At 69.1% G+C, this 16,764-nt stretch carries 17 protein-coding genes and 1 tRNA gene; 2 read left to right on the top strand and 16 right to left on the bottom strand.

Going from position 1 to position 16,764, the window contains the following annotated elements; all coding sequences use genetic code 11:
• Nucleotides 1-3: 3 nt before the first annotated feature.
• Complete coding sequence (locus tag ACWPN7_RS02260; protein WP_459197818.1) at nucleotides 4-468, bottom strand: SRPBCC family protein; 465 nt, start codon at nucleotides 466-468, stop codon at nucleotides 4-6.
• On the bottom strand, nucleotides 455-1,105 hold the full coding sequence (locus ACWPN7_RS02255) for a TetR/AcrR family transcriptional regulator (RefSeq protein ID WP_149650244.1): 651 nt from the start codon (nucleotides 1,103-1,105) through the stop codon (nucleotides 455-457). Before ACWPN7_RS02255 ends, ACWPN7_RS02260 begins: the two co-directional genes overlap by 14 nt.
• A gap of 706 nt (nucleotides 1,106-1,811) precedes the next feature.
• Here ACWPN7_RS02255 and ACWPN7_RS02250 point away from each other — a divergent pair.
• Entirely contained in the window at nucleotides 1,812-2,345 is a 534-nt protein-coding gene (locus ACWPN7_RS02250) for a hypothetical protein (protein ID WP_492273101.1), read from the top strand.
• 154 nt (nucleotides 2,346-2,499) lie between these two features.
• Here the strand turns inward: ACWPN7_RS02250 and ACWPN7_RS02245 are convergent, their stop codons facing one another.
• The 3 genes from ACWPN7_RS02245 to rocF form a co-directional block, all read right to left on the bottom strand.
• A complete protein-coding gene (locus ACWPN7_RS02245) occupies nucleotides 2,500-3,615 on the bottom strand; it encodes a M14 family metallopeptidase (RefSeq protein WP_103041052.1) in 1,116 nt (371 codons plus the stop codon).
• Nucleotides 3,616-3,863: 248 nt separating this feature from the next.
• Nucleotides 3,864-5,081, bottom strand: coding sequence for an ornithine--oxo-acid transaminase (rocD, locus tag ACWPN7_RS02240; protein WP_459197816.1), 1,218 nt, complete (start codon nucleotides 5,079-5,081; stop codon nucleotides 3,864-3,866).
• Nucleotides 5,082-5,116: 35 nt separating this feature from the next.
• Nucleotides 5,117-6,082 carry an arginase gene (gene rocF / locus ACWPN7_RS02235; RefSeq protein WP_459197815.1) on the bottom strand — a complete coding sequence of 322 codons (966 nt, stop codon included), beginning with the start codon at nucleotides 6,080-6,082 and terminating at the stop codon, nucleotides 5,117-5,119.
• Nucleotides 6,083-6,212: 130 nt separating this feature from the next.
• Here rocF and ACWPN7_RS02230 point away from each other — a divergent pair, with 130 nt between their 5' ends.
• Nucleotides 6,213-6,641: an Lrp/AsnC family transcriptional regulator gene (locus tag ACWPN7_RS02230; RefSeq protein WP_014198205.1), complete on the top strand. Its 429-nt coding sequence runs from the start codon at nucleotides 6,213-6,215 to the stop codon at nucleotides 6,639-6,641.
• 1 nt (nucleotide 6,642) lies between these two features.
• Here ACWPN7_RS02230 and ACWPN7_RS02225 read toward each other — a convergent pair whose 3' ends face one another.
• The 11 genes from ACWPN7_RS02225 to ACWPN7_RS02175 all read right to left on the bottom strand — a co-directional run bounded on the left by ACWPN7_RS02225 (nucleotide 6,643) and on the right by ACWPN7_RS02175 (nucleotide 16,723).
• Nucleotides 6,643-7,722, bottom strand: a complete 1,080-nt coding sequence (locus ACWPN7_RS02225; protein WP_492273100.1) for a ParA family protein — start codon at nucleotides 7,720-7,722, stop codon at nucleotides 6,643-6,645.
• A gap of 131 nt (nucleotides 7,723-7,853) precedes the next feature.
• Nucleotides 7,854-8,639, bottom strand: coding sequence for a galactosyltransferase-related protein (locus tag ACWPN7_RS02220; RefSeq protein ID WP_459197813.1), 786 nt, complete (start codon nucleotides 8,637-8,639; stop codon nucleotides 7,854-7,856).
• Complete coding sequence (locus ACWPN7_RS02215) at nucleotides 8,636-11,119, bottom strand: tetratricopeptide repeat protein (RefSeq protein ID WP_459197812.1); 2,484 nt, start codon at nucleotides 11,117-11,119, stop codon at nucleotides 8,636-8,638. The genes ACWPN7_RS02220 and ACWPN7_RS02215 overlap by 4 nt, the downstream gene beginning before the upstream one ends.
• A gap of 8 nt (nucleotides 11,120-11,127) precedes the next feature.
• Nucleotides 11,128-11,850, bottom strand: coding sequence for a hypothetical protein (locus ACWPN7_RS02210; protein ID WP_040134537.1), 723 nt, complete (start codon nucleotides 11,848-11,850; stop codon nucleotides 11,128-11,130).
• Nucleotides 11,851-11,872: 22 nt separating this feature from the next.
• Nucleotides 11,873-12,850 carry a glycosyltransferase family 10 domain-containing protein gene (locus ACWPN7_RS02205; RefSeq protein ID WP_040134538.1) on the bottom strand — a complete coding sequence of 326 codons (978 nt, stop codon included), beginning with the start codon at nucleotides 12,848-12,850 and terminating at the stop codon, nucleotides 11,873-11,875.
• Nucleotides 12,851-13,016: 166 nt separating this feature from the next.
• Nucleotides 13,017-13,092, bottom strand: a tRNA-Phe gene (locus ACWPN7_RS02200).
• Between the two features lie 98 nt (nucleotides 13,093-13,190).
• Nucleotides 13,191-13,376 carry a DNA gyrase inhibitor YacG gene (yacG, locus tag ACWPN7_RS02195; protein ID WP_040134539.1) on the bottom strand — a complete coding sequence of 62 codons (186 nt, stop codon included), beginning with the start codon at nucleotides 13,374-13,376 and terminating at the stop codon, nucleotides 13,191-13,193.
• 3 nt (nucleotides 13,377-13,379) lie between these two features.
• Nucleotides 13,380-14,636, bottom strand: a complete 1,257-nt coding sequence (locus ACWPN7_RS02190; protein ID WP_459197811.1) for a ribonuclease E/G — start codon at nucleotides 14,634-14,636, stop codon at nucleotides 13,380-13,382.
• Entirely contained in the window at nucleotides 14,633-15,238 is a 606-nt protein-coding gene (locus tag ACWPN7_RS02185) for a Maf family protein (RefSeq protein ID WP_149650253.1), read from the bottom strand. The genes ACWPN7_RS02190 and ACWPN7_RS02185 overlap by 4 nt, the downstream gene beginning before the upstream one ends.
• Before the next feature lie 56 nt (nucleotides 15,239-15,294).
• Nucleotides 15,295-15,513, bottom strand: coding sequence for a translation initiation factor IF-1 (infA, locus tag ACWPN7_RS02180; RefSeq protein WP_014198195.1), 219 nt, complete (start codon nucleotides 15,511-15,513; stop codon nucleotides 15,295-15,297).
• A 142-nt stretch (nucleotides 15,514-15,655) separates the two neighbouring features.
• Nucleotides 15,656-16,723 carry a lysozyme family protein gene (locus ACWPN7_RS02175; protein WP_459197810.1) on the bottom strand — a complete coding sequence of 356 codons (1,068 nt, stop codon included), beginning with the start codon at nucleotides 16,721-16,723 and terminating at the stop codon, nucleotides 15,656-15,658.
• Between the last annotated feature and the right edge of the window lie 41 nt (nucleotides 16,724-16,764).

Below are 16,764 nucleotides of genomic sequence, written 5' to 3'. Positions count from 1 at the left end.
GGGTCAGAGCGTCTTGGCGAGGGCTTCGAGCTGGTCGGTCGCTTTGCCCCAGCCTTCGTGGAAGCCCATCTTTTCGTGCTCGTCGCGCGCCTCGGCGCTCCAGTGCATGGCGCGCGCGGTGTAGAGGGTCTGGCCGGCGCCCGCGTCCTCGAACCGCACGTCGGCGGTCATGAAGGCCCGGCCCGACGGCCGCCAGCCGGGGCGGAAAGCGTCGGTGAAGACCAGACGCCGCCCCTCCTCCACGTCGAGGAAGACGCCGGGCTCGCCGAAGGCTTCGCCGTTCGGACCGTTCATCAGCGTGAAGAACTCGCCGCCCGGCCGCAGGTCCATCCGTGCCTCGGACACGAACCAGGGCTTGGGGCAGAACCACTGTTTCAGCAGCTCGGGTTCGGTCCAGCAGCGCCACAGCGCGCCGCGCGGCGCGTCGAGGCTGCGGGTCAGAACGAGGTCGCGCTCACCTTCCGTCATGGGGATTCCCTTTCGAACGGGGTTGTGAAAAGAGCAGCGTGAGGTAGCGTTTCAGGTGATCGACGCTCTCCAGCGCGTCCTCGCGCCCGCCGGTCGCCTTGGCGAGGATGAAGGCGCCCTGGAGCACGGCCTGGGTGTGCCGCGCGAGGCTTGCCGGGGTCCAGTCGGCCGCGATCCCGCGCGCCGCCATGGCCGCCGCGATGTCCGGTTCGAGCGTCGCCGCGTGGCCGAAGATGCTGGCGGCGCAGGCGTCGCGGATCGCCGGATAAGACCCGTAGACCTCCTGCGTCATGGTCCCGACGAGGCAGGTGAATTCGGCGGGATCGCCGTCGATGATCGCCTTGCGGAACTCGACATAGCCGAACAGCCGGTCGAGCGGGTCGTCGAGCCGGTGGTACGGCGCGTTCGCGAAGAAGGCCGAGGTGGTTTCCGCCCAATAGGCGGCGGCGGCGACACCGAGCGCTTCCTTGGTTTCGAAATGATGGAAGAACGCGCCCTTGGTGACCCCCGCCACCTTACAGAGATCATCGACGGAGGTCGCCGCGAAGCCCTTGGCCCGGATGACGTCCCGCGCCGCTTCGAGGAGCCGGATGCGGGCATCGCCGCGTTCGGGGTGATGTTTGGCAGGTCTCGGCATGGGTGAAACATACCGGTCAGTTGGTATGTACGTCAAGTGCGTTTCGGTTCACGGATTAACGGGAGGTTATTTGGCGAATTCTCCTTTCACCAATTTCTCCAGCTATAAATAGAGCTCTAAATTTAGGCGATAGCGAGAACGCCTTTTGAGGGAAACTACACAGCCAACAATTTTTCTATACTATAATCATCCGACACATCTTCTACACAACGAACGGAATAGCAAAGTAATTTGCAATTAGTTATTTGTTTATTTCGCGCGACAAATACATGTCTATGCCGTTTATGTTAAAAATGATTTAAGTAATTTTATATAATATAGTATTACCGCGCGACAAATTTCTGATTGAATTAACAACCAATTAAAGATAAAGATAGAACATAAACATGATGATGCGATCATTCGAAATCTAATACTTAGATATCGAAGAAGCATTTCCTGAAACGCCTTTTGTAAATTTCGTAGACGAAGGAGATCGATATGACTGTCTCCGATCTATCGGGAGCCACAAGCGCAGCAAAGACGATCCCGGCCACGCCCCCGCCCGGCGCCGCGTCAACAAGAAACGATGGCGCTCAGGCCTTCAGCCGCGCAGGCTCTCAACAAGATTCCATTGTCCTCAGCCCTCTCGCCTCGGAATTGAAGGGAGAACTCCCTTAAGGTCTTCTCACAGCTTTCAACCGAGGATCGGAGCAAACTTGGAAACTTGGTTTCCTCCGGAGCAATAAGCGCGCGGGACCTGGGACTTGCTCTGTCCAGTCATTTGAAGCAACAACGCGCCAACACATTCTGGGGGAAGGCATCCGATGCCGTCGAATCCCTCTCAGGCCGTGCATCCGGAACGCCCGGCCCGCTTGACATTTCGGCAGAGCAGATGAGTCAGACCGCCGCGCGGCGCAGCGCGATCAAAAACAGCGGCATGACCGGCGCTCAGGAAATCGCCGCGATGCAGCAAATGCAAAGCGAAATCTTCGGCAAGAATGCCGAGGGCTCTGCAGAATTCGAAGCCGCCAAAAAATCCTTTGGAAATGTTAGCACTCCGTACTTTATGAACGCTGGCGATGAGCGCTACGTGCAGAGTGATGAAGAACGCCAAGCCGGACAACGGCTAAACGAGCTTGGCTTCAAATCGGAAAAATTCGAATCCGCCATCAAGATGTTGGCCGAAGCGGACGTGAACAATCATGCGAAAGAAAACGAAAAGATCCTTGATAAAATCAAATCCGGATCGGCGTGGTGACACGGATTGAGAGAGCGAGCATGGGCAAGGCTGCCACCTCATGCCGCCCCCCCTGCAAGGCGCTACCGACATAGCCCTCTCGATCCGTGCCAACGCATTGATCTGCCGGATGTCACGGTTGGACAATAACGGACGCAATCATCGTCCGGCTGTATCACGCGCTCAGCAACGGCCCCGTACGCCGCAGCGTCGACCCCGCCACCTTGGCGATCCGCTTGCCCGCCAGGGTGAAGCGGGTCGCGCTGTGGGCGTAGAGGACGCCCGCCGATTCGCAGCGCACCGGAGTCACGTCGCCGGTCAGCGGGTCGAGGATGTCGGCGACCACGGCGCCGGCCTCCACGCGGTCACCCGCCTTGTGGTGGAAGACGACCACACCGCCCACCGGGGCGGTCAGCGGTTCGGAGGATTCCAGCGGGGTCGGGGCGCACAGCGGCTCCGGCAGGGCCGGAGGCTCGCCGGACAGGACGCCGGCATGGGTGAGGAAGCCGGCGATCGCCTGGGCGTCCGCTTCGCCCTGGGCGTGTTCCACGTCGGCCTGCCCGCGCAGTTCCACGGTCACGGAATGGCAGCCGAAGGGGATCGGGCGGTCGGGCCAGCGCTTGGCAAGCTCGTTCCAGGGGCGGCTGACCGCCTCGTCGAAGGGGTCGCCGCCGGATTCCTCGGCCAGGAAGACCGCCTGCGCGCCGAGAAGCCGCTGCAACGGGGCGAAGGCCTCCGCCGAGGGCGTCAGGGTGTAGAGGTGCATCACCGCTTCCAGGTCGCAATGCAGGTCCAGCACCCAATCGGCCTGGAGCGCCAGGTCCAGAAGACGGTGCTTCATGTGCTCCGTCTCGGTGCGCGGGCGGCGCTCGGCCAGGGACTCGGCCAGGGCGGCGCGGATGGCGGCCTTGTTGGCCTCGCCGTCGTCGGTCAGCCGGTCGGCCACGCGCTCGGCCACCGCCTCGGTCAGGTGGGGGTAGTCGCGGTTGAAGTTCTTGCCGTCGTCCTGGTCGAAGCGGCCCAGATGATGGTCCATCAGCGACTGGCCCAGACCCACCGGGTTGGCGACCGGGACGAGGATCACCTCGCCGGCGATCCGCCCCTCGGCCTCCAGCGCGGTCAGGATGCGGCGCAGCTTGTCGGCCACCAGCATCGCCGGGATCTCGTCGGCGTGCAGCGACGCCTGGATGTAGGCGCAGGGCCGCGCGCCCGCCGTGCCGAAGCGCTGGACGGTCAGGGTCCGCCGGGTGCCGGGGGTGGCGGACGGGAGGTCGATGATGGCGCTGTGCATGGCGGATCGCTGCCGGATGAATGAGAAGCCCGCCCCCACCGTGGCGAAGGCTGGGGCGGGCCGCAAGCGCCTTTTGCGCTGGGCTGTCGCGTCAAGATCCCCTCTCCCCCCTGGGGAGAGGGTTAGGGTGAGGGGGGGGCGCTTGGCGGTACGTCCGGCACAAGCGCAACCCCCTCACCGGCCCTCCGGGCCACCCTCTCCCCGGAGGGGAGAGGGCTAAAAAGGCCGAATTCGACGGCCCCGGCCTTTTACGGAACGGCGGTTCCCGTCAGGACGGCGTCGAACTGCTCCAGCGCCCAATCGACCTGCTCGCGGGTGATGACCAGCGGCGGGGCGATGCGGATGGTGTGGTCGTGGGTGTCCTTCGCCAGGACGCCGCGCGCCCGCAGCGCCTCGCAATAGCGGCGCGCCCCGCCCGCCTCCGGGTGCAGCTCCACCGCCAGCATCAGGCCGCGCCCGCGCGCCTCGCGGATCACGTTGCTGCGGATGGCGCCGAGTTGCTCCAGGAAATAGGCGCCCTGGGTGGCGGCGTTGTCGATCATGCCCTCCTCCACCAGAACCCGCATGGCGGCGCGGGCGACGGCGCAGGCCAGCGGGTTGCCGCCGAAGGTGCTGCCGTGCTGGCCGGGCTTCAGCACGCCCAGCACCTCGGAGTTCGACAGCACCGCCGACACCGGGTAGAAGCCGCCGGACAGCGCCTTGCCGATCAGGGTGACGTCGGCCTCCACCCCCTCATGCTCCTCGGCCAGAAGCTTGCCGGTGCGGCCCAGCCCGGTCTGGATCTCGTCCAGGATCATCACGACGTTGCGCTCCGTGCACAGGTCGCGCACCCGGCGCAGATAGCCGGCGGGCGGGATGACCACGCCGGCCTCGCCCTGGATCGGCTCCAGCAGGACGGCCACCGTGTTGGGGGTCAGCGCCGCCTCCAGCGCCGCCGCGTCGCCGAAGGGCACGGTGCGGAAACCCGGCGTGAAGGGGCCGAAGCCGCCGCGGGCGTCCGGGTCGGTGCTGAAGCTGACGATGGAGATGGTGCGGCCGTGAAAATTGTCCGAGCAGACGATGATCTCCGCTTGGTTCTCCGGCACGCCGCGCACCTCGTAGCCCCACTTGCGCACCGTCTTGATCGCCGATTCCACCGCCTCCGCCCCGCTGTTCATCGGCAGGATCTTGTGCGAGCCGGTCAGCGCCGCCAGCTCCTCGTAGAACAGCGCGAGCTGGTCGTTGCGGAAGGCGCGGGAGGTCAGCGTCAGCTTGGACGCCTGTTGCACCATCGCCTCCAGAATCTTCGGGTGGCAATGGCCCTGATTGACGGCGGAATAGGCCGACAGGCAGTCGAGATAGCGGTTGCCTTCGGTGTCCCAGACATACACGCCCTCGCCGCGCGCCAGCACGACGTCCAGCGGCTTGTAATTGTGGGCGCCCAGGCGGTGTTCGGTCCCGATCAGGTCGGCGGCGTGCTGAAGCATGGCGTTCTCTCCGGGAGTTGTTTCTTATCGGAACGTCAGACGGCTTGGCCGCCGATCTGCGACTGGGTGACGGCGGGGTCGATGATGCGGCGCCCGAACAGGCTGGCCACCAGATCGACCAGCAGGAGGGCGCTCTTGCCCCGCTCGTCGAGGAAGGGGTTCAGCTCCACCACGTCCAGCGAGCCGACGACGCCCGCGTCGTGCAGCATCTCCATGATCAGGTGCGCCTCGCGGTAGGTCGCCCCGCCCAGCACCGCCGTGCCCACCGCCGGCGCGATGGCGGGGTCGAGGAAATCCACGTCCAGGCTGACATGCAGATGGCCGCCGGCTTGCCGTACCCGCTCGATGATGCGGCGCATGTGGACGCCGACCCCATGCTCGTCGATCAGCCGCATGTCCACCACGTCCACCCCACGGGCGCGCAGCAGGCGCCGCTCGCCGGGGTCGAGGGAGCGGATGCCGAACAGATGGACGTGCGCCGGGTTCACGGTGGCGCGCTGCTCCGGCGGAAAGACGTCGTCAAAGCCGTCCTCCCCGCACAGCAGGGCCACCGGCATCCCGTGCATGTTGCCCGACGGCGAGGTGTGGGGGGTGTTGAAGTCACCGTGCGCGTCCAGCCACAGCACGAACAACGGCTTGCCGGTCTCCCGGCAATGGCGGGCCACCCCGGTGACCGAGCCCATGGACAGGCTGTGGTCGCCGCCCAGGAAGACCGGCACGCCGCCGCCCCGCATCATGGAATAGGAACGGTCGGCCAGCGCCCGCGACCAGGCGGTGATCTCCGCCAGACGGGCCGTGGCGGCGTCGCCCTCGCTCCAGGGGTCGGGCGTCAGGTCACCAAGGTCGCGAACCTCGTGCCCCAGTTCGCGCAGGGCGCGGACCAGCCCCGCCGTGCGCAGCGCCGCCGGCCCCATCAGGGCGCCGGGATGGCCGGCCCCCGCCTCGATGGGAACGCCGATGATCTCCACGAAGCGCTGATCGTCCCGATCCCCCGACGCCATGCCGCCCCTCTCCCTGTGCGATCGTGCCTTCCATGACTATCGGGAGCGGAGCCGGCGACAGAAAGACGGAAAAGTGCCAACGAACGGCGGCGTTTTTGACAGTCTGGCAAGCCCAGCTTATCATTCTGGCATGGACGACCTGGACCACCGCCTGCTGGGCCTGCTGCGCGCCGATGCGCGCCAGCCCGTCGCCGGCCTCGCCGCCGCGCTGAAGGTGTCGCGCGCAACCGTGCGCGCCCGCATCGACCGTCTGGTCGAGAGCGGGGTCATCGCCGGCTTCACGGTGCTGCTGCGCAAGGATCTGCGGCCCGCCATGGTCCGGGCCATCACGATGATCGAGGTGGAGGGCCGCGCCGCCGAGACGGTCATCGCCCGCCTGCACGGTTTTCCGGAGGTGCGGACGGTCTACACCACCAACGGACGCTGGGACGTCGTCGCTGAAATCGAAACGGAGTCGCTGGAGGCCTTCGACGACACGCTGCGCCGCGTCCGGCAGATCGCCGGCATCGCCTCCACCGAGACCAGCATCCTGCTCTCCGCCCGCAAGGCGGTGCTGTAGGCTACCCGCCGAGCCCCGCCAGAACGCCGCCCAGAAGCGGTTGGCCGAACAAAGCGCCCAGGGCGAATCCGACGATCAGCCCGACCGCCGCCGCGACCAGCGCCCGGCCGCCGCTGCCCTTGGGCGCCTCCGCTCCTGCACCGCGCCCGTTGCTGCCACCCGTGAACTCGTCGCCCTCGTCGGGCGCCGCCGCGCGACGGGCGGTGTAGGAGGAGTCGGTGTCGGCGTGCCACGCGCGGATGCGGTCCTGCGCCGGCTTCAGCTGCTCGTCGGTCGGCAAGGAGCCGCGGCCGTGGACGATCTCCCAGCCCAGCGCCAGGAAGCGCGTGGTCGTCCGCCCCTCCGGGCTGAAGATCGCGGCGGGCATCCGGCGGTAGGTCGCCTTCACCACGTCCACGTCGTAGGGGATCGCCGTGCGGAACATCAGCTCCGGGAATTCGGAGCGCAGCAGGGTCAGCGATTCGCGCCCGACTTCGTCGTTGGTGATCGACAGCATCAGGATGCCGGCCACCGACAGGTTGGGGTTCATGCCCTTCTGGATGTGCTCGACCACCGACAGGGTGCGCTTCAGCCCGTCCAGCGCGTAGCGCCCCGGAAAGACGGGAAGCACCAGCCGGTCCGACGCCGCCAGCGCGCCCGCCGCCAGATGGCCGAGCGCCGGCGGGCAGTCGATCACCACGTAATCCGGCGGGTTGCGCGAGAAGTGCAGCGCCTTGCGCAGGCCGCGCTGCGACCCGCCGCGGGCGTCCAGCGCGTGTTCCAGCGAATAGAGCTTCCGCGCGCCGACGATCATCGACAGCCCGTCGAAGCTGGTCGGGGTGATGGCGTCCTCGACGAAGGTGTCCTGGCTCAGCAGGTCGTTGATGCCGACGCGCGCCTTCTCCCGCAGCAGGAAGTTGCTGGTGGCGCTGCTCTGCGGGTCGAAGTCGATCAGGACGACGCTCTTGCCCAGCGCGGCCAGCGCCAGGGCGAGGTTCACGGAGGTGGTCGTCTTGCCGACGCCGCCCTTCTGATTGTACACCGCCAGGATGGTCGGCTGCCGCGCCTCCGGCGCGTCGAAGACGTCTTCGTGGCTGGTCATGTCCATTCCGCTTCGTCGTTTCGCGGGTGTTCGTCCTGCGGGCCAAGAGCCGCCGAAAGCGGCGCACTATACGCATTGGAACGCGCCGGTGTCTTCCCGCAGATGCGCCGGTGTCCCGAAAGGTAACAGGTTCAGCGTGCCTTGAAGGCCGCCAACTGGCCGGGCAGCGGCGCCATGGTCAGGCGGACGCGCACGATCTCCCACCGCCCGGTGGCGTCGGGAGGCGCGCCGTCGCAGGGGCGGCGGTCGAGAATGTCGAAGGACAGACTCGACAGGCCGTCCTCCTCCGGGATCGTACCGCCGGCCCAATTGGCCTGGAACACCCGCTTGTTGACCCGTGAAATGGGCGAGGCCGAGGCGTCGGGGTTGAAGCCCTCGTTGTCGTGGTCCAGCGGCTCGAACCGGCCGGGCCGCCGCGCGGTCGGGATGCGGCGGGAGCGGATGCGCAGCGACAGGTCGAAATCCTCATAGCCCCAGCCCCAATAGGCGTTGGAATAGCCGTCGATGCGCCGGAACACGTCGTTGGGCATCAGCAGGACGCCGCCCATCGTGCTCTCCAGGTCGGTGGTCACCGTCTGGTCCGAGCGGCCGGGCGCCACCGGCCGCTGCTCCGCCCCGAAGGACAGGATGGGGGTCGGCCGGTCGACCCAGGCGTAATCGGCGTCGATGGGCAGATAGTCGATGTCGTGCAGGCAGGTGTAGCCGCTCTCCGCCTCGCCCAGCAGGAAGCCGACATTCTTGATGGCGCCCCGATTGAAGGGCAGCCCGGCCTCCTGCTCGACGATGGTGACGCGGTAGTCGATGGGATCGGCAAGCGTTGCGAAGTAAGCGCCGACCCGCGGCACGAAGTCCCGCAGATGGGCCGCGCGGTCGCGGTAGGGCACGACGATGTGAAGCCGCCGGTCCGTGGTCGTCATCGCGGGTCTCCTGCCGGTGCGAAGCGTTGCCAGATCGCCCGATAGGCGTCCTCCAGATCGCGGGCGAAGCGGTCGCCGTCGAACAGTGGGCTGGCCGTCCGCGCCGATGCCAAGCGCGCCTTCAGCCCGGCCAGCCGTGCCGGATCGCGGGCGAGGTCCAGGGCCAGCGCCTCGTAGGCCGCCGGCGAGTCGGTCACCAGTTCCGGCAGCCCCACCGTGTCGAGCAGGCTGGCCGCCACCCGCCCGGCGAAGGTGGCGCCGCGGCAGGTCACCACCGGGAGCCCGGTCCACAGCGCGTCGCTGGCCGTGGTGTGGGCGTTGTAGGGCAGCGTGTCGAGGAACAGGTCGGCCAGCCGGTGCCGCGCCAGATGTTCCGCCAGGGGGCGCGGCGGCGCGAAGACGAGGCGTTCCGGTGCCACCCCGCGGGCCGCCGCCTCGCGCCGCAGGTTGCCGGCCACCAGCGGGTTGCCGGCGTAGAGCCACAGCACGCTCCCCGGCACGGCGCGCAGCAGCCGCGCCCAGACGTCGAACACAGCGGGCGTCAGCTTGTAGGGGCTGTTGAAACAGCAGAAGACGAAGCCGTCCTCCGGAAGGCCACAGTCGGCACGCGACGGCGTGCGCTCGGCGATGGCGCGGTGGCGGTCGTTGGGCTGGTAGCAGTGGGGGAGCCGCACCACCGCCTCGCTGTAGAACCCCTCCTCGCCCGGCGGGATGGTCACCGCGTCGGCCAGGATCACGTCGATGAAGTCCGCCCCCATGGTGCCGGGATAGCCCAGCCAGTTCACCTGCACCGGGGCTGGCCGCGCCGCCAGGATCGCCGTGCGGGCGAAGGCCGTGTAGCCCTTCAGGTCCACCAGGATGTCGATGCCGTCGGCGGCGATGGCTTGCGCGGCGTCGCGGTCGGAGCGGTCGCGCAGATCCACGAAACGCTCGACCGCCGCGGTCAGGCGGCGGCGCATCGGGCTGCCGTCGTCGATGCCGGTGGAATAGGCGGTGACGGCGAAGCGCCTGCGGTCATGCCGCTCCAGAAGCTCCGCCATCAGATAGGCGGTGGCGTGCTCGTGGAAGTCGGCGGAGAGGTAGCCGATGCGCAGGCGCCCATCACCCGAGACCGTGGGCCGCGCCACGGCCGGCACGCCATGCGCCTTCTGCCGCGCCCAGCGCTCCGCCGCCGCCTGCTGGTCCGCCGGGGTCGTGTCCACCGCCAGGAGACCGAAGGGCGGCACGCCCAGCGCCCCGGCGCGCATCCGCCCGATCAGGTCGCGCTCCAGGGCCGGCAGGTCGCGCCAGTCGCAGGCGTGCCGCTGCTGCTGCACCAGCTGCGCCAGCGCCGGGTTGTAGGCGGGGGAGAGCCGGCGGACGCGGCGGAGGGCATCGATGGACGGCGCAACCCGGTCGGCCAGAGTCGCGGCGGCGGCGAGATCCTCCCACCCCGCCGGGTCGCCGGGATCGAGGGCCACCGCCCGGCGCAGCGCGTCGAGCGCGGCCTCCGGCCGCAAGGCGCCGGTCAGCGTCTGGCCGAGAACCCGCCACGCCGCGCCATGCTCCGGATGGCGCCCGATCGCGCCGCGCAGCACCGCCAGGGCGCCCGCCGTGTCGTGCAGGCCGCACAGTTCCACCGCCAGATCGACCGCCGCCAGGGAGTCTGGCTGGAGCCGGATAACCGTCCGGTACTCGGCCACCGCCTCCTCCCGCCGGCCGGCGGCGGCCAGCGCGTTGGCATGGTTGTGGCGCGGGGCGGGATCGTCCGGCGCCAGCCGCACCGCCACCGCACTCGCCCGCACCGCCTCGCCCCGGCGGCCCGTCGCGTGGGCAGCGTTGCCCAGCAGCATCCAGCCGTTCCGGTCCGCCGGGTTCAGCGCCGCCATGCGTCCGCCGATCCGCCACGCCTCGTCCGGGCGTCCGGCGGCCAAGGCGAGGCCGCCGAGATTGTTCAGGGAAACGGCGTGCTCCGGGTTGCGCGCCAGCGCCGCGCGGTAGGCGGATTCGGCCTCGGCGGTCCGGCCCAGAGCGTCCAGCGCGACCGCCAGATTCTTCCAGGTGCCGGCGTCCTCCGGCTGGTGGCGCAGGGCCTCGCGGTAGGCCGCCTCCGCCGCGCCGGGGCGGCCCTGCTCCTGAAGCGCCACGCCCAGATTGTTCCACACCGCGCCCACCCCTGGGCAGGCCGCCAGGACGGCGCGGTAATGCGGCTCCGCCTCCGCCGGGCGCCCTTGGGCATGAAGGGACAGCGCCACCCCGTAATGGGCGTCGGGGGAGTCGGGCGCCAGCTTCAGCGCCGCCGCATAGACCGCCCCCGCCGGGCCCCATTGCGACAGCCCGGCCAGCAGGCTGCCGAAATCCAGATAGACCTCCGCGTCCTTGTGCAGCGCCAACGCCTGTTGGAACAGCGCCATGGCCTCGTGGACGCGGCCCTCGCGTTGGGCGGCGACGGCCTGCCGGTGCAGTGCTGCGGCCCGTTCGGCGGTTTCGGAAAGGCCCATGCGCCCTCTCAGTCCCGCTGGCGGGTGTGCAGCAGGATGCGCGGGATCTCCGGCGGGCGCCGATCATCGCCCCATTGCGAGATGTCGGGGATCGTGCTCACCCCACGGCGGCGGGCCAGCAGGCTAAGGATGCTCTGGTCGTGCCGGTGGTCGCGGAACTCCGGGTAGTTCGGCTTGCCGCACTCGTTCGGCGCGTCGGTGAGGATACGCTCGTCCTGGGCGAAGCGCAGCCATTCGGAGACGAAGGCGATGGTTTCCGGCGTCCGTTCGCAGACGATGAAACTCGCCAGGATCTGGGTGGCGTCGGTGTATTCGGGCCGGTCCAGCCGCATGAAATGGAAGCAATCGCGCTTGGTCCAGCCGCGGTTCTTGAATTCGTCCTGCAGCGTGAACAGCAGGATGGGCAGGTCGCGCCGCTCCCGGCACCGCTCGATCACCGGGTCGGCGCGGTGCACGAAATGGGCGCCGCTGTCGCAGTAGAACAGCACGTCGCCGTCCTTCAGATGGTCGCGCAGCAGGGTCCAGATGGCCCAGGGCTTCCACAGCCAATAGCCCGCGCCACGCGGCTGGTCGAGGATGAAGCGGTTGCGCTCGACGAAGGCCGGGTCGATGTGGCTTCGGCCCAGCATGGCGACGGAGTCGAAGCCGCCGATGTCCATCCCGCTCCGCGCGTTGCGCTTCTGCGCCGCCAGAAAGGCCCCGTCCGCGTAATTCAGCAGCACCCGCGCCATCGGCTCCTCCTCCCCCCAGCCCTTACAGCCGGCTCTCGATCCAGTCGGCGAGGCGGTAGGCGTCGAAATAAAACTCCTCCGTCCCCAGGAAGGGCGCCACGGCGCGGTGGGCGCAATAGGCGTCGTAATCGTCGTCCACCGCAAGGATGTGGTCCACCGCCTCCTCGTCCGTGGCGAAGCGCGACACGTCGATGAAGCTGCCGACCGCCACCTCGCGCTCCAGGTCGGGATCACCCCAATAGAGCGGCACCGCCCCGGCCTGGAAGACGTCCAGGATCTTTTCCGTCAGATAGCCGGGATGGCTGGCGTTCTCGAAGGCGAAGGCGAAACGGTAGCGTTCGAAGACGCGGATCTTCGACAGCCAGCCCATCTTGACGACGCTGCCGGTGTTGTTCAGGTGCCAGCCCACCGAATCGACGCGCCGCCGCCCGTCCAGCACCGGGAAGAAGCGGTTGCGGCGCTCCCCGTTCGGGTTCTTGTAGAGGAAGGCGCAGAAGCCGCGCTCCGCGAAGGCCGCCCGCGTCGGCGGCACCGGCGGCAGGACCGGCGAACAGAAATGCGGCACCGCCCCCTCCCGCATGTGCTCGTAGGCGTGCATGACGTAGAGCGGCAGGCGGTAATGGCGCGGGTCGTCGACGCGGTCGAAGGACACCGCCATGTCGAAGCCGTCCAACGGCGGGCGCACGTTCTCCCCGGTGAAGAACAGGGTGCGGCGGCTGCGCGCCTCGCGGTGCCGCCCGCCGAAGACCGACACGATGGCGAGGTCGCTGTCGTCCTCGACCACCGACAGGTCGAAGCGGCTGGACAGGATCTCGATGAAGAAGTTCGTGCCCTTGTCGAACTCCGGCCAGAAGTCGTGGAAGGCCAGCTTCAGCCGCGGTTTGCCGCCGCGCCGGCCGCGGTACGGGCCGTGCAGCAGGAAGCGGTCGAGCCGCTCGGGATCGCCGCCCGGCTTCGCCAGGAATTCCTCAAGAAACGCGCTTGTCCGCTGATCGAGCATCCCGCCATCCGCGCCGGATCGTTGCGCGACGCACGATACGGTCGCCGCGGCGGGAACGCCACCCCTTCCGCGCGCTCGCCCGGCCGGGTGACGCGGCGCGGACAACAAAAAACGCCCCGCGGATGACGGAGCGTTTGAAACACCACAACCCCTTGAGGGGAAGAAGTGGTGCCCAGGGACGGAGTCGAACCGCCGACACGGGGATTTTCAGTCCCCTGCTCTACCAACTGAGCTACCTGGGCACCGAGGCCGCGGTGGAGACCGCGGCGCGTCGAGGCGCGCTTTGTAGGCAAATTCGCCGGGCCTGTCCAGCCCTAAAATGCAGAAATCCGCCGCCCCGTCACTCCCGCTCGTCGGCCTCCTCGGCGTCCGGGCGGTCGGGGCTTTCGATGCGGTAGACGCCGCCCAGCCAGCGCGACAAATCCACGTCGGCGCAGCGCTTGGAGCAGAAGGGCTTGGTCTCCTCCACCGCCGGGCGGCCGCAGATCGGGCAGGCTTTTTCAACAGGCTTTTGGTTGTCGTTCATCGCTCAATCCTCCGCCGCGGCCGTGCGGACGGTTCCCAGCAATTCGGCCAGGGCCGTGCCGCGCCGGGCGCGGGTCATCTCCACCAGACCCAGCTTGGACAGGCCATAGACCTGGGTCTGCGCCGGGTCGTCCTCCACCGCGCGGGACAGGGCGTTCAGCAGCCGTTCGGCGTCGCCCCGGTTGCGCATGTTGACGAAATCGACGACGACGATCCCCCCGGCGTTGCGCAGGCGCAGTTGCCGGGCGATCTCCGCCGCCGCCTCCAGATTGACATCCAGCGGGTTGCCACGCTCCCCCGCGTTGACGTCTACCACGGTCATCGCCTCGGTCCGCTCGATGACCAGCGACCCGCCGCCGGACAGCGGCACCCGCGTACCGAGCAACGTTTCGATTTCAGCGTCGAGGTCGCGCAGGTCGAACAGCCGTTGCCGGCCGCCCCCTGTTCGATCAGGGCACGGCGCGGCAAGAAGCCGGGCGTCGAAGGGCTCCACCCGCTCCTCCAGGTCCGGTGCACGGTCGGCGCACCAGTCGGCGAGGTCGCGGGCCAGGGCCACGTCGTCCACGATGATCCGCGACGGAGCGGTTGCCCCATGCTCGATCAGGGCGCGGCGCGGCGCGTCGGGACCGGTCAGCAGCAAGGAGGGGCCGCCGCCCCGCTCCGCCGCGTCGCGGATGGACCGCCACGCCAGATGCAGCGCGTCCGACTCCGCAGCCAGCAGCCCGTCCGGCGCGGTGGCGGCGCCCGCCCGGACGATCCAGCCGGCGCCGGGGGCGATGTCCTGGATGCGGCGGGCCAGTTCGGTGCGCTCCGGCCCGCTGCCCAGCCGCTTCGACACCGCCACATCGCGTCCCAGCGGCGCGTGCACCAGGAAGCGGCCCGGCAGGGTGATGTCCATGGTCAGGGACGGCCCCTTGGACCCGGTGGCGTCGGCCTTCACCTGCACCAGCACGGTCTGGCCGGTGCGCAGCAGGTTGCCGATCCGCTCGCCCTTGGCCTTCGGGCGCCCCTGCGGCCCGCGGGCGTCCAGCGCGGAGAGCAGGCCCGACTTTCCGGTGCCGAGATCGACGAAGGCACCGTCCAGCCCCGTCGCGATGCGCTCCACCCGGCCGAGGAACACATGCCCCAGCAGGGAGGGACGCTCGGCATGGTCGATATAGAGGTCGGTCAGCCGGCCGCCGGTCAGCACGGCGGCCCGCGTCAGCGGACCGTCGCGGTCGATGAGGATTTCCGATCCGGTACCGCCCGCCGGGCCACTCACGGCAGTGGGAACCCCGCGCCGCGCAGCAGCGCCGCCACTTCGAACAGGGGCAGCCCGACCACGTTGCTGTAGGAGCCGCCGATCCAGCGCACGTGGGCCGCCGCCCGGCCCTGGATCGCGTAGCCGCCGGCCTTGCCCTGCCATTCGCCGGAGGCGATGTAGGACTCGGTCTCCTCGTGGGACAGCGACTTGAAGGTCACGTCGGTGCGCACCAGCCGGTCCGACCGGCGCAGCGCCTCCCCGTCGCCGGTGGGCGACAGCAGCACGACCCCGCCGAACACCCGGTGCCGCCGCCCGGACAGCAGGGCGAGGCAGGCGCGCGCCTGCTTCTCCTCCTCCGCCTTGGGCAGGATGCGGCGGCCGCAGGCGACCACCGTGTCGGCGGCCAGCACGAAGGCGCCGGGATGGCGCGCGGCCACGGCGGCGGCCTTCTCGCCGGCCAGACGCAGCGCGTGCTGGGGCGGAAGCTCCCGCGGCAGGGGCGATTCGTCGATGTCTGCGGGGTCGACCGCGTCGGGCACCACGCCGATCTGGCGCAACAGGTCGAGCCGGCGGGGCGAGGCGGACGCCAGCACGAGCCGGTGGGTGGTTTCGGTGCTCATAACGCGGGGAGGATGGCCGACGGTGGAAACCGGTTCAACGCGGAAAACCGGTTCAATCACTTGAACCGGAACGTGATCCGGCCCTTGGTCAGGTCGTAGGGCGTCATCTCGACATTGACGCGGTCACCGGCCAGCACGCGGATGCGGTTCTTGCGCATCTTGCCGGAGGTGTGCGCCAGCACTTCATGCTCGTTGTCGAGCTTCACACGGAACATCGCGTTCGGCAGCAGCTCGACGACGGTTCCGGAGAACTCGATCAGATCTTCCTTAGCCATAGCCCCTTAAGTCCGTAACAGTTTCGAGGCAATAACTGACCTCCCGAAGCCGCCCGGTCAAGGGGGATTCCACCGGGGGCGGTGAGCCTCCGGCGTGGGGGTTGGCCAAAGCCTTCCAGATGGGACGGAAACAGCCGGCGGTTCAGCCGAGCGGGTTTCCGTCGCCGTTTTCATACTCCCCCGCGCCGTCCGCGTCCATGCCCGCGGTGCCGCCAAGCGCCGCCGACTGGAAAGAACTGAGCGGCGACGGGCCGCCATCGAGCCGGACGCGGGGTTCCGCGGCCTGCGCGATGCGTTCGAACATCTCTTTCTGGTCGGTGTCCATGCGGCGCGTCAGCCACGCGACGGTTTCCGACGCCGTCAGCTCCCGGCCCGACGCGCGGTCGTAGAACAGGCCGCGGTTGCTCCGCGCCGCAGAGGGCAGAAGCTCCGCTGCGGAGGCCCTGGGCGACGACTCGGCGGCGCGGATCAGCTTGGCCGCCCCGCCCACGCCCAGCACATAGGCGATGCGGCTCTCGGTCTCCGACACCGGCCGCTTCAGCCGCTCCTCCAGCCGGTCGCGCCCTTCGGACAGGTAGCGCGCGGCCATCCCGGCGGAGAGGTCGACGTCGTGGCGCAGCGCCAGGATCTGGCGGCGCACCGCCGGGTCCTTGACCGAGGGAATGCCATTGCGGCTCTGGATTGCGCTCGCCAGTTCCCCCTGGCCGTAGGCGGCGCCATGGCGGCGGAACAGGTCGAGCCAGGTGCGCTCCAGGAACTGAAACGGGCCGGCGGCGGAGCTGGAGCGGTTGCGGGCCGCCGGGTCCAGCCCGCTTTCCTGCGTCGCCTGGGCGAGAATGGCGGTGAAGCTGTGGCCCGACAGGCCGGCGACCTGCTGGGCCGCCAGAACCACCTGCCCGGCGGCCGGGCTGTTCGCCAGGGCGGCGCCGATCACCGTCGACTGGGCGACCGCCGTCGCGGCGGCCTCGGGCTTGCGGGCGGGAAACGGCACGCGGGTCCCGTCGGCGAGCTGGATCGGCGCCTCCGGCTTCGTGGCCGGCAGGGGCGGCACCTTCTGTCCGTTGGCCAGCCGCCCGCGGGGGACCGGCTGGGCGTCCGCCAGCGCGCTTTGGAACGATCCACCCGTCGCGGCGCCGGTGGCGGACGGCGACGCGGGAACATCCGGCTTGCGCTCGGGAATCGGGGCGAGTGGAGGCAGCGCGACCTTCATGGAACACCGGAACCGTCAGACCGGAACCGCCATCGCGGAAC

Source organism: Azospirillum sp. UENF 312511, from assembly GCF_058780635.1.
The sequence above is the reverse complement of the archived record's forward strand: the minus strand, read 5'-3'. Positions and strand labels throughout refer to the sequence as shown.

Bases quoted from the DNA above. Each gene is read 5' to 3' on its own strand.
- ACWPN7_RS02230 (WP_014198205.1), top strand. From the start codon at position 6,213: ATGGACGACCTGGACCACCGCCTGCTGGGCCTGCTGCGCGCCGATGCG.
- yacG (WP_040134539.1), bottom strand. From the start codon at position 13,376: ATGAACGACAACCAAAAGCCTGTTGAAAAAGCCTGCCCGATCTGCGGC.
- ACWPN7_RS02245 (WP_103041052.1), bottom strand. From the start codon at position 3,615: ATGCACAGCGCCATCATCGACCTCCCGTCCGCCACCCCCGGCACCCGG.
- rocF (WP_459197815.1), bottom strand. From the start codon at position 6,082: ATGGCGTCGGGGGATCGGGACGATCAGCGCTTCGTGGAGATCATCGGC.
- ACWPN7_RS02175 (WP_459197810.1), bottom strand. From the start codon at position 16,723: ATGAAGGTCGCGCTGCCTCCACTCGCCCCGATTCCCGAGCGCAAGCCG.
- ACWPN7_RS02215 (WP_459197812.1), bottom strand. From the start codon at position 11,119: ATGGGCCTTTCCGAAACCGCCGAACGGGCCGCAGCACTGCACCGGCAG.
- ACWPN7_RS02210 (WP_040134537.1), bottom strand. From the start codon at position 11,850: ATGGCGCGGGTGCTGCTGAATTACGCGGACGGGGCCTTTCTGGCGGCG.
- ACWPN7_RS02225 (WP_492273100.1), bottom strand. From the start codon at position 7,722: ATGACCAGCCACGAAGACGTCTTCGACGCGCCGGAGGCGCGGCAGCCG.
- ACWPN7_RS02260 (WP_459197818.1), bottom strand. From the start codon at position 468: ATGACGGAAGGTGAGCGCGACCTCGTTCTGACCCGCAGCCTCGACGCG.
- rocD (WP_459197816.1), bottom strand. From the start codon at position 5,081: ATGCTTCAGCACGCCGCCGACCTGATCGGGACCGAACACCGCCTGGGC.
- ACWPN7_RS02185 (WP_149650253.1), bottom strand. From the start codon at position 15,238: ATGAGCACCGAAACCACCCACCGGCTCGTGCTGGCGTCCGCCTCGCCC.
- ACWPN7_RS02255 (WP_149650244.1), bottom strand. From the start codon at position 1,105: ATGCCGAGACCTGCCAAACATCACCCCGAACGCGGCGATGCCCGCATC.
- ACWPN7_RS02220 (WP_459197813.1), bottom strand. From the start codon at position 8,639: ATGACGACCACGGACCGGCGGCTTCACATCGTCGTGCCCTACCGCGAC.
- infA (WP_014198195.1), bottom strand. From the start codon at position 15,513: ATGGCTAAGGAAGATCTGATCGAGTTCTCCGGAACCGTCGTCGAGCTG.
- ACWPN7_RS02205 (WP_040134538.1), bottom strand. From the start codon at position 12,850: ATGCTCGATCAGCGGACAAGCGCGTTTCTTGAGGAATTCCTGGCGAAG.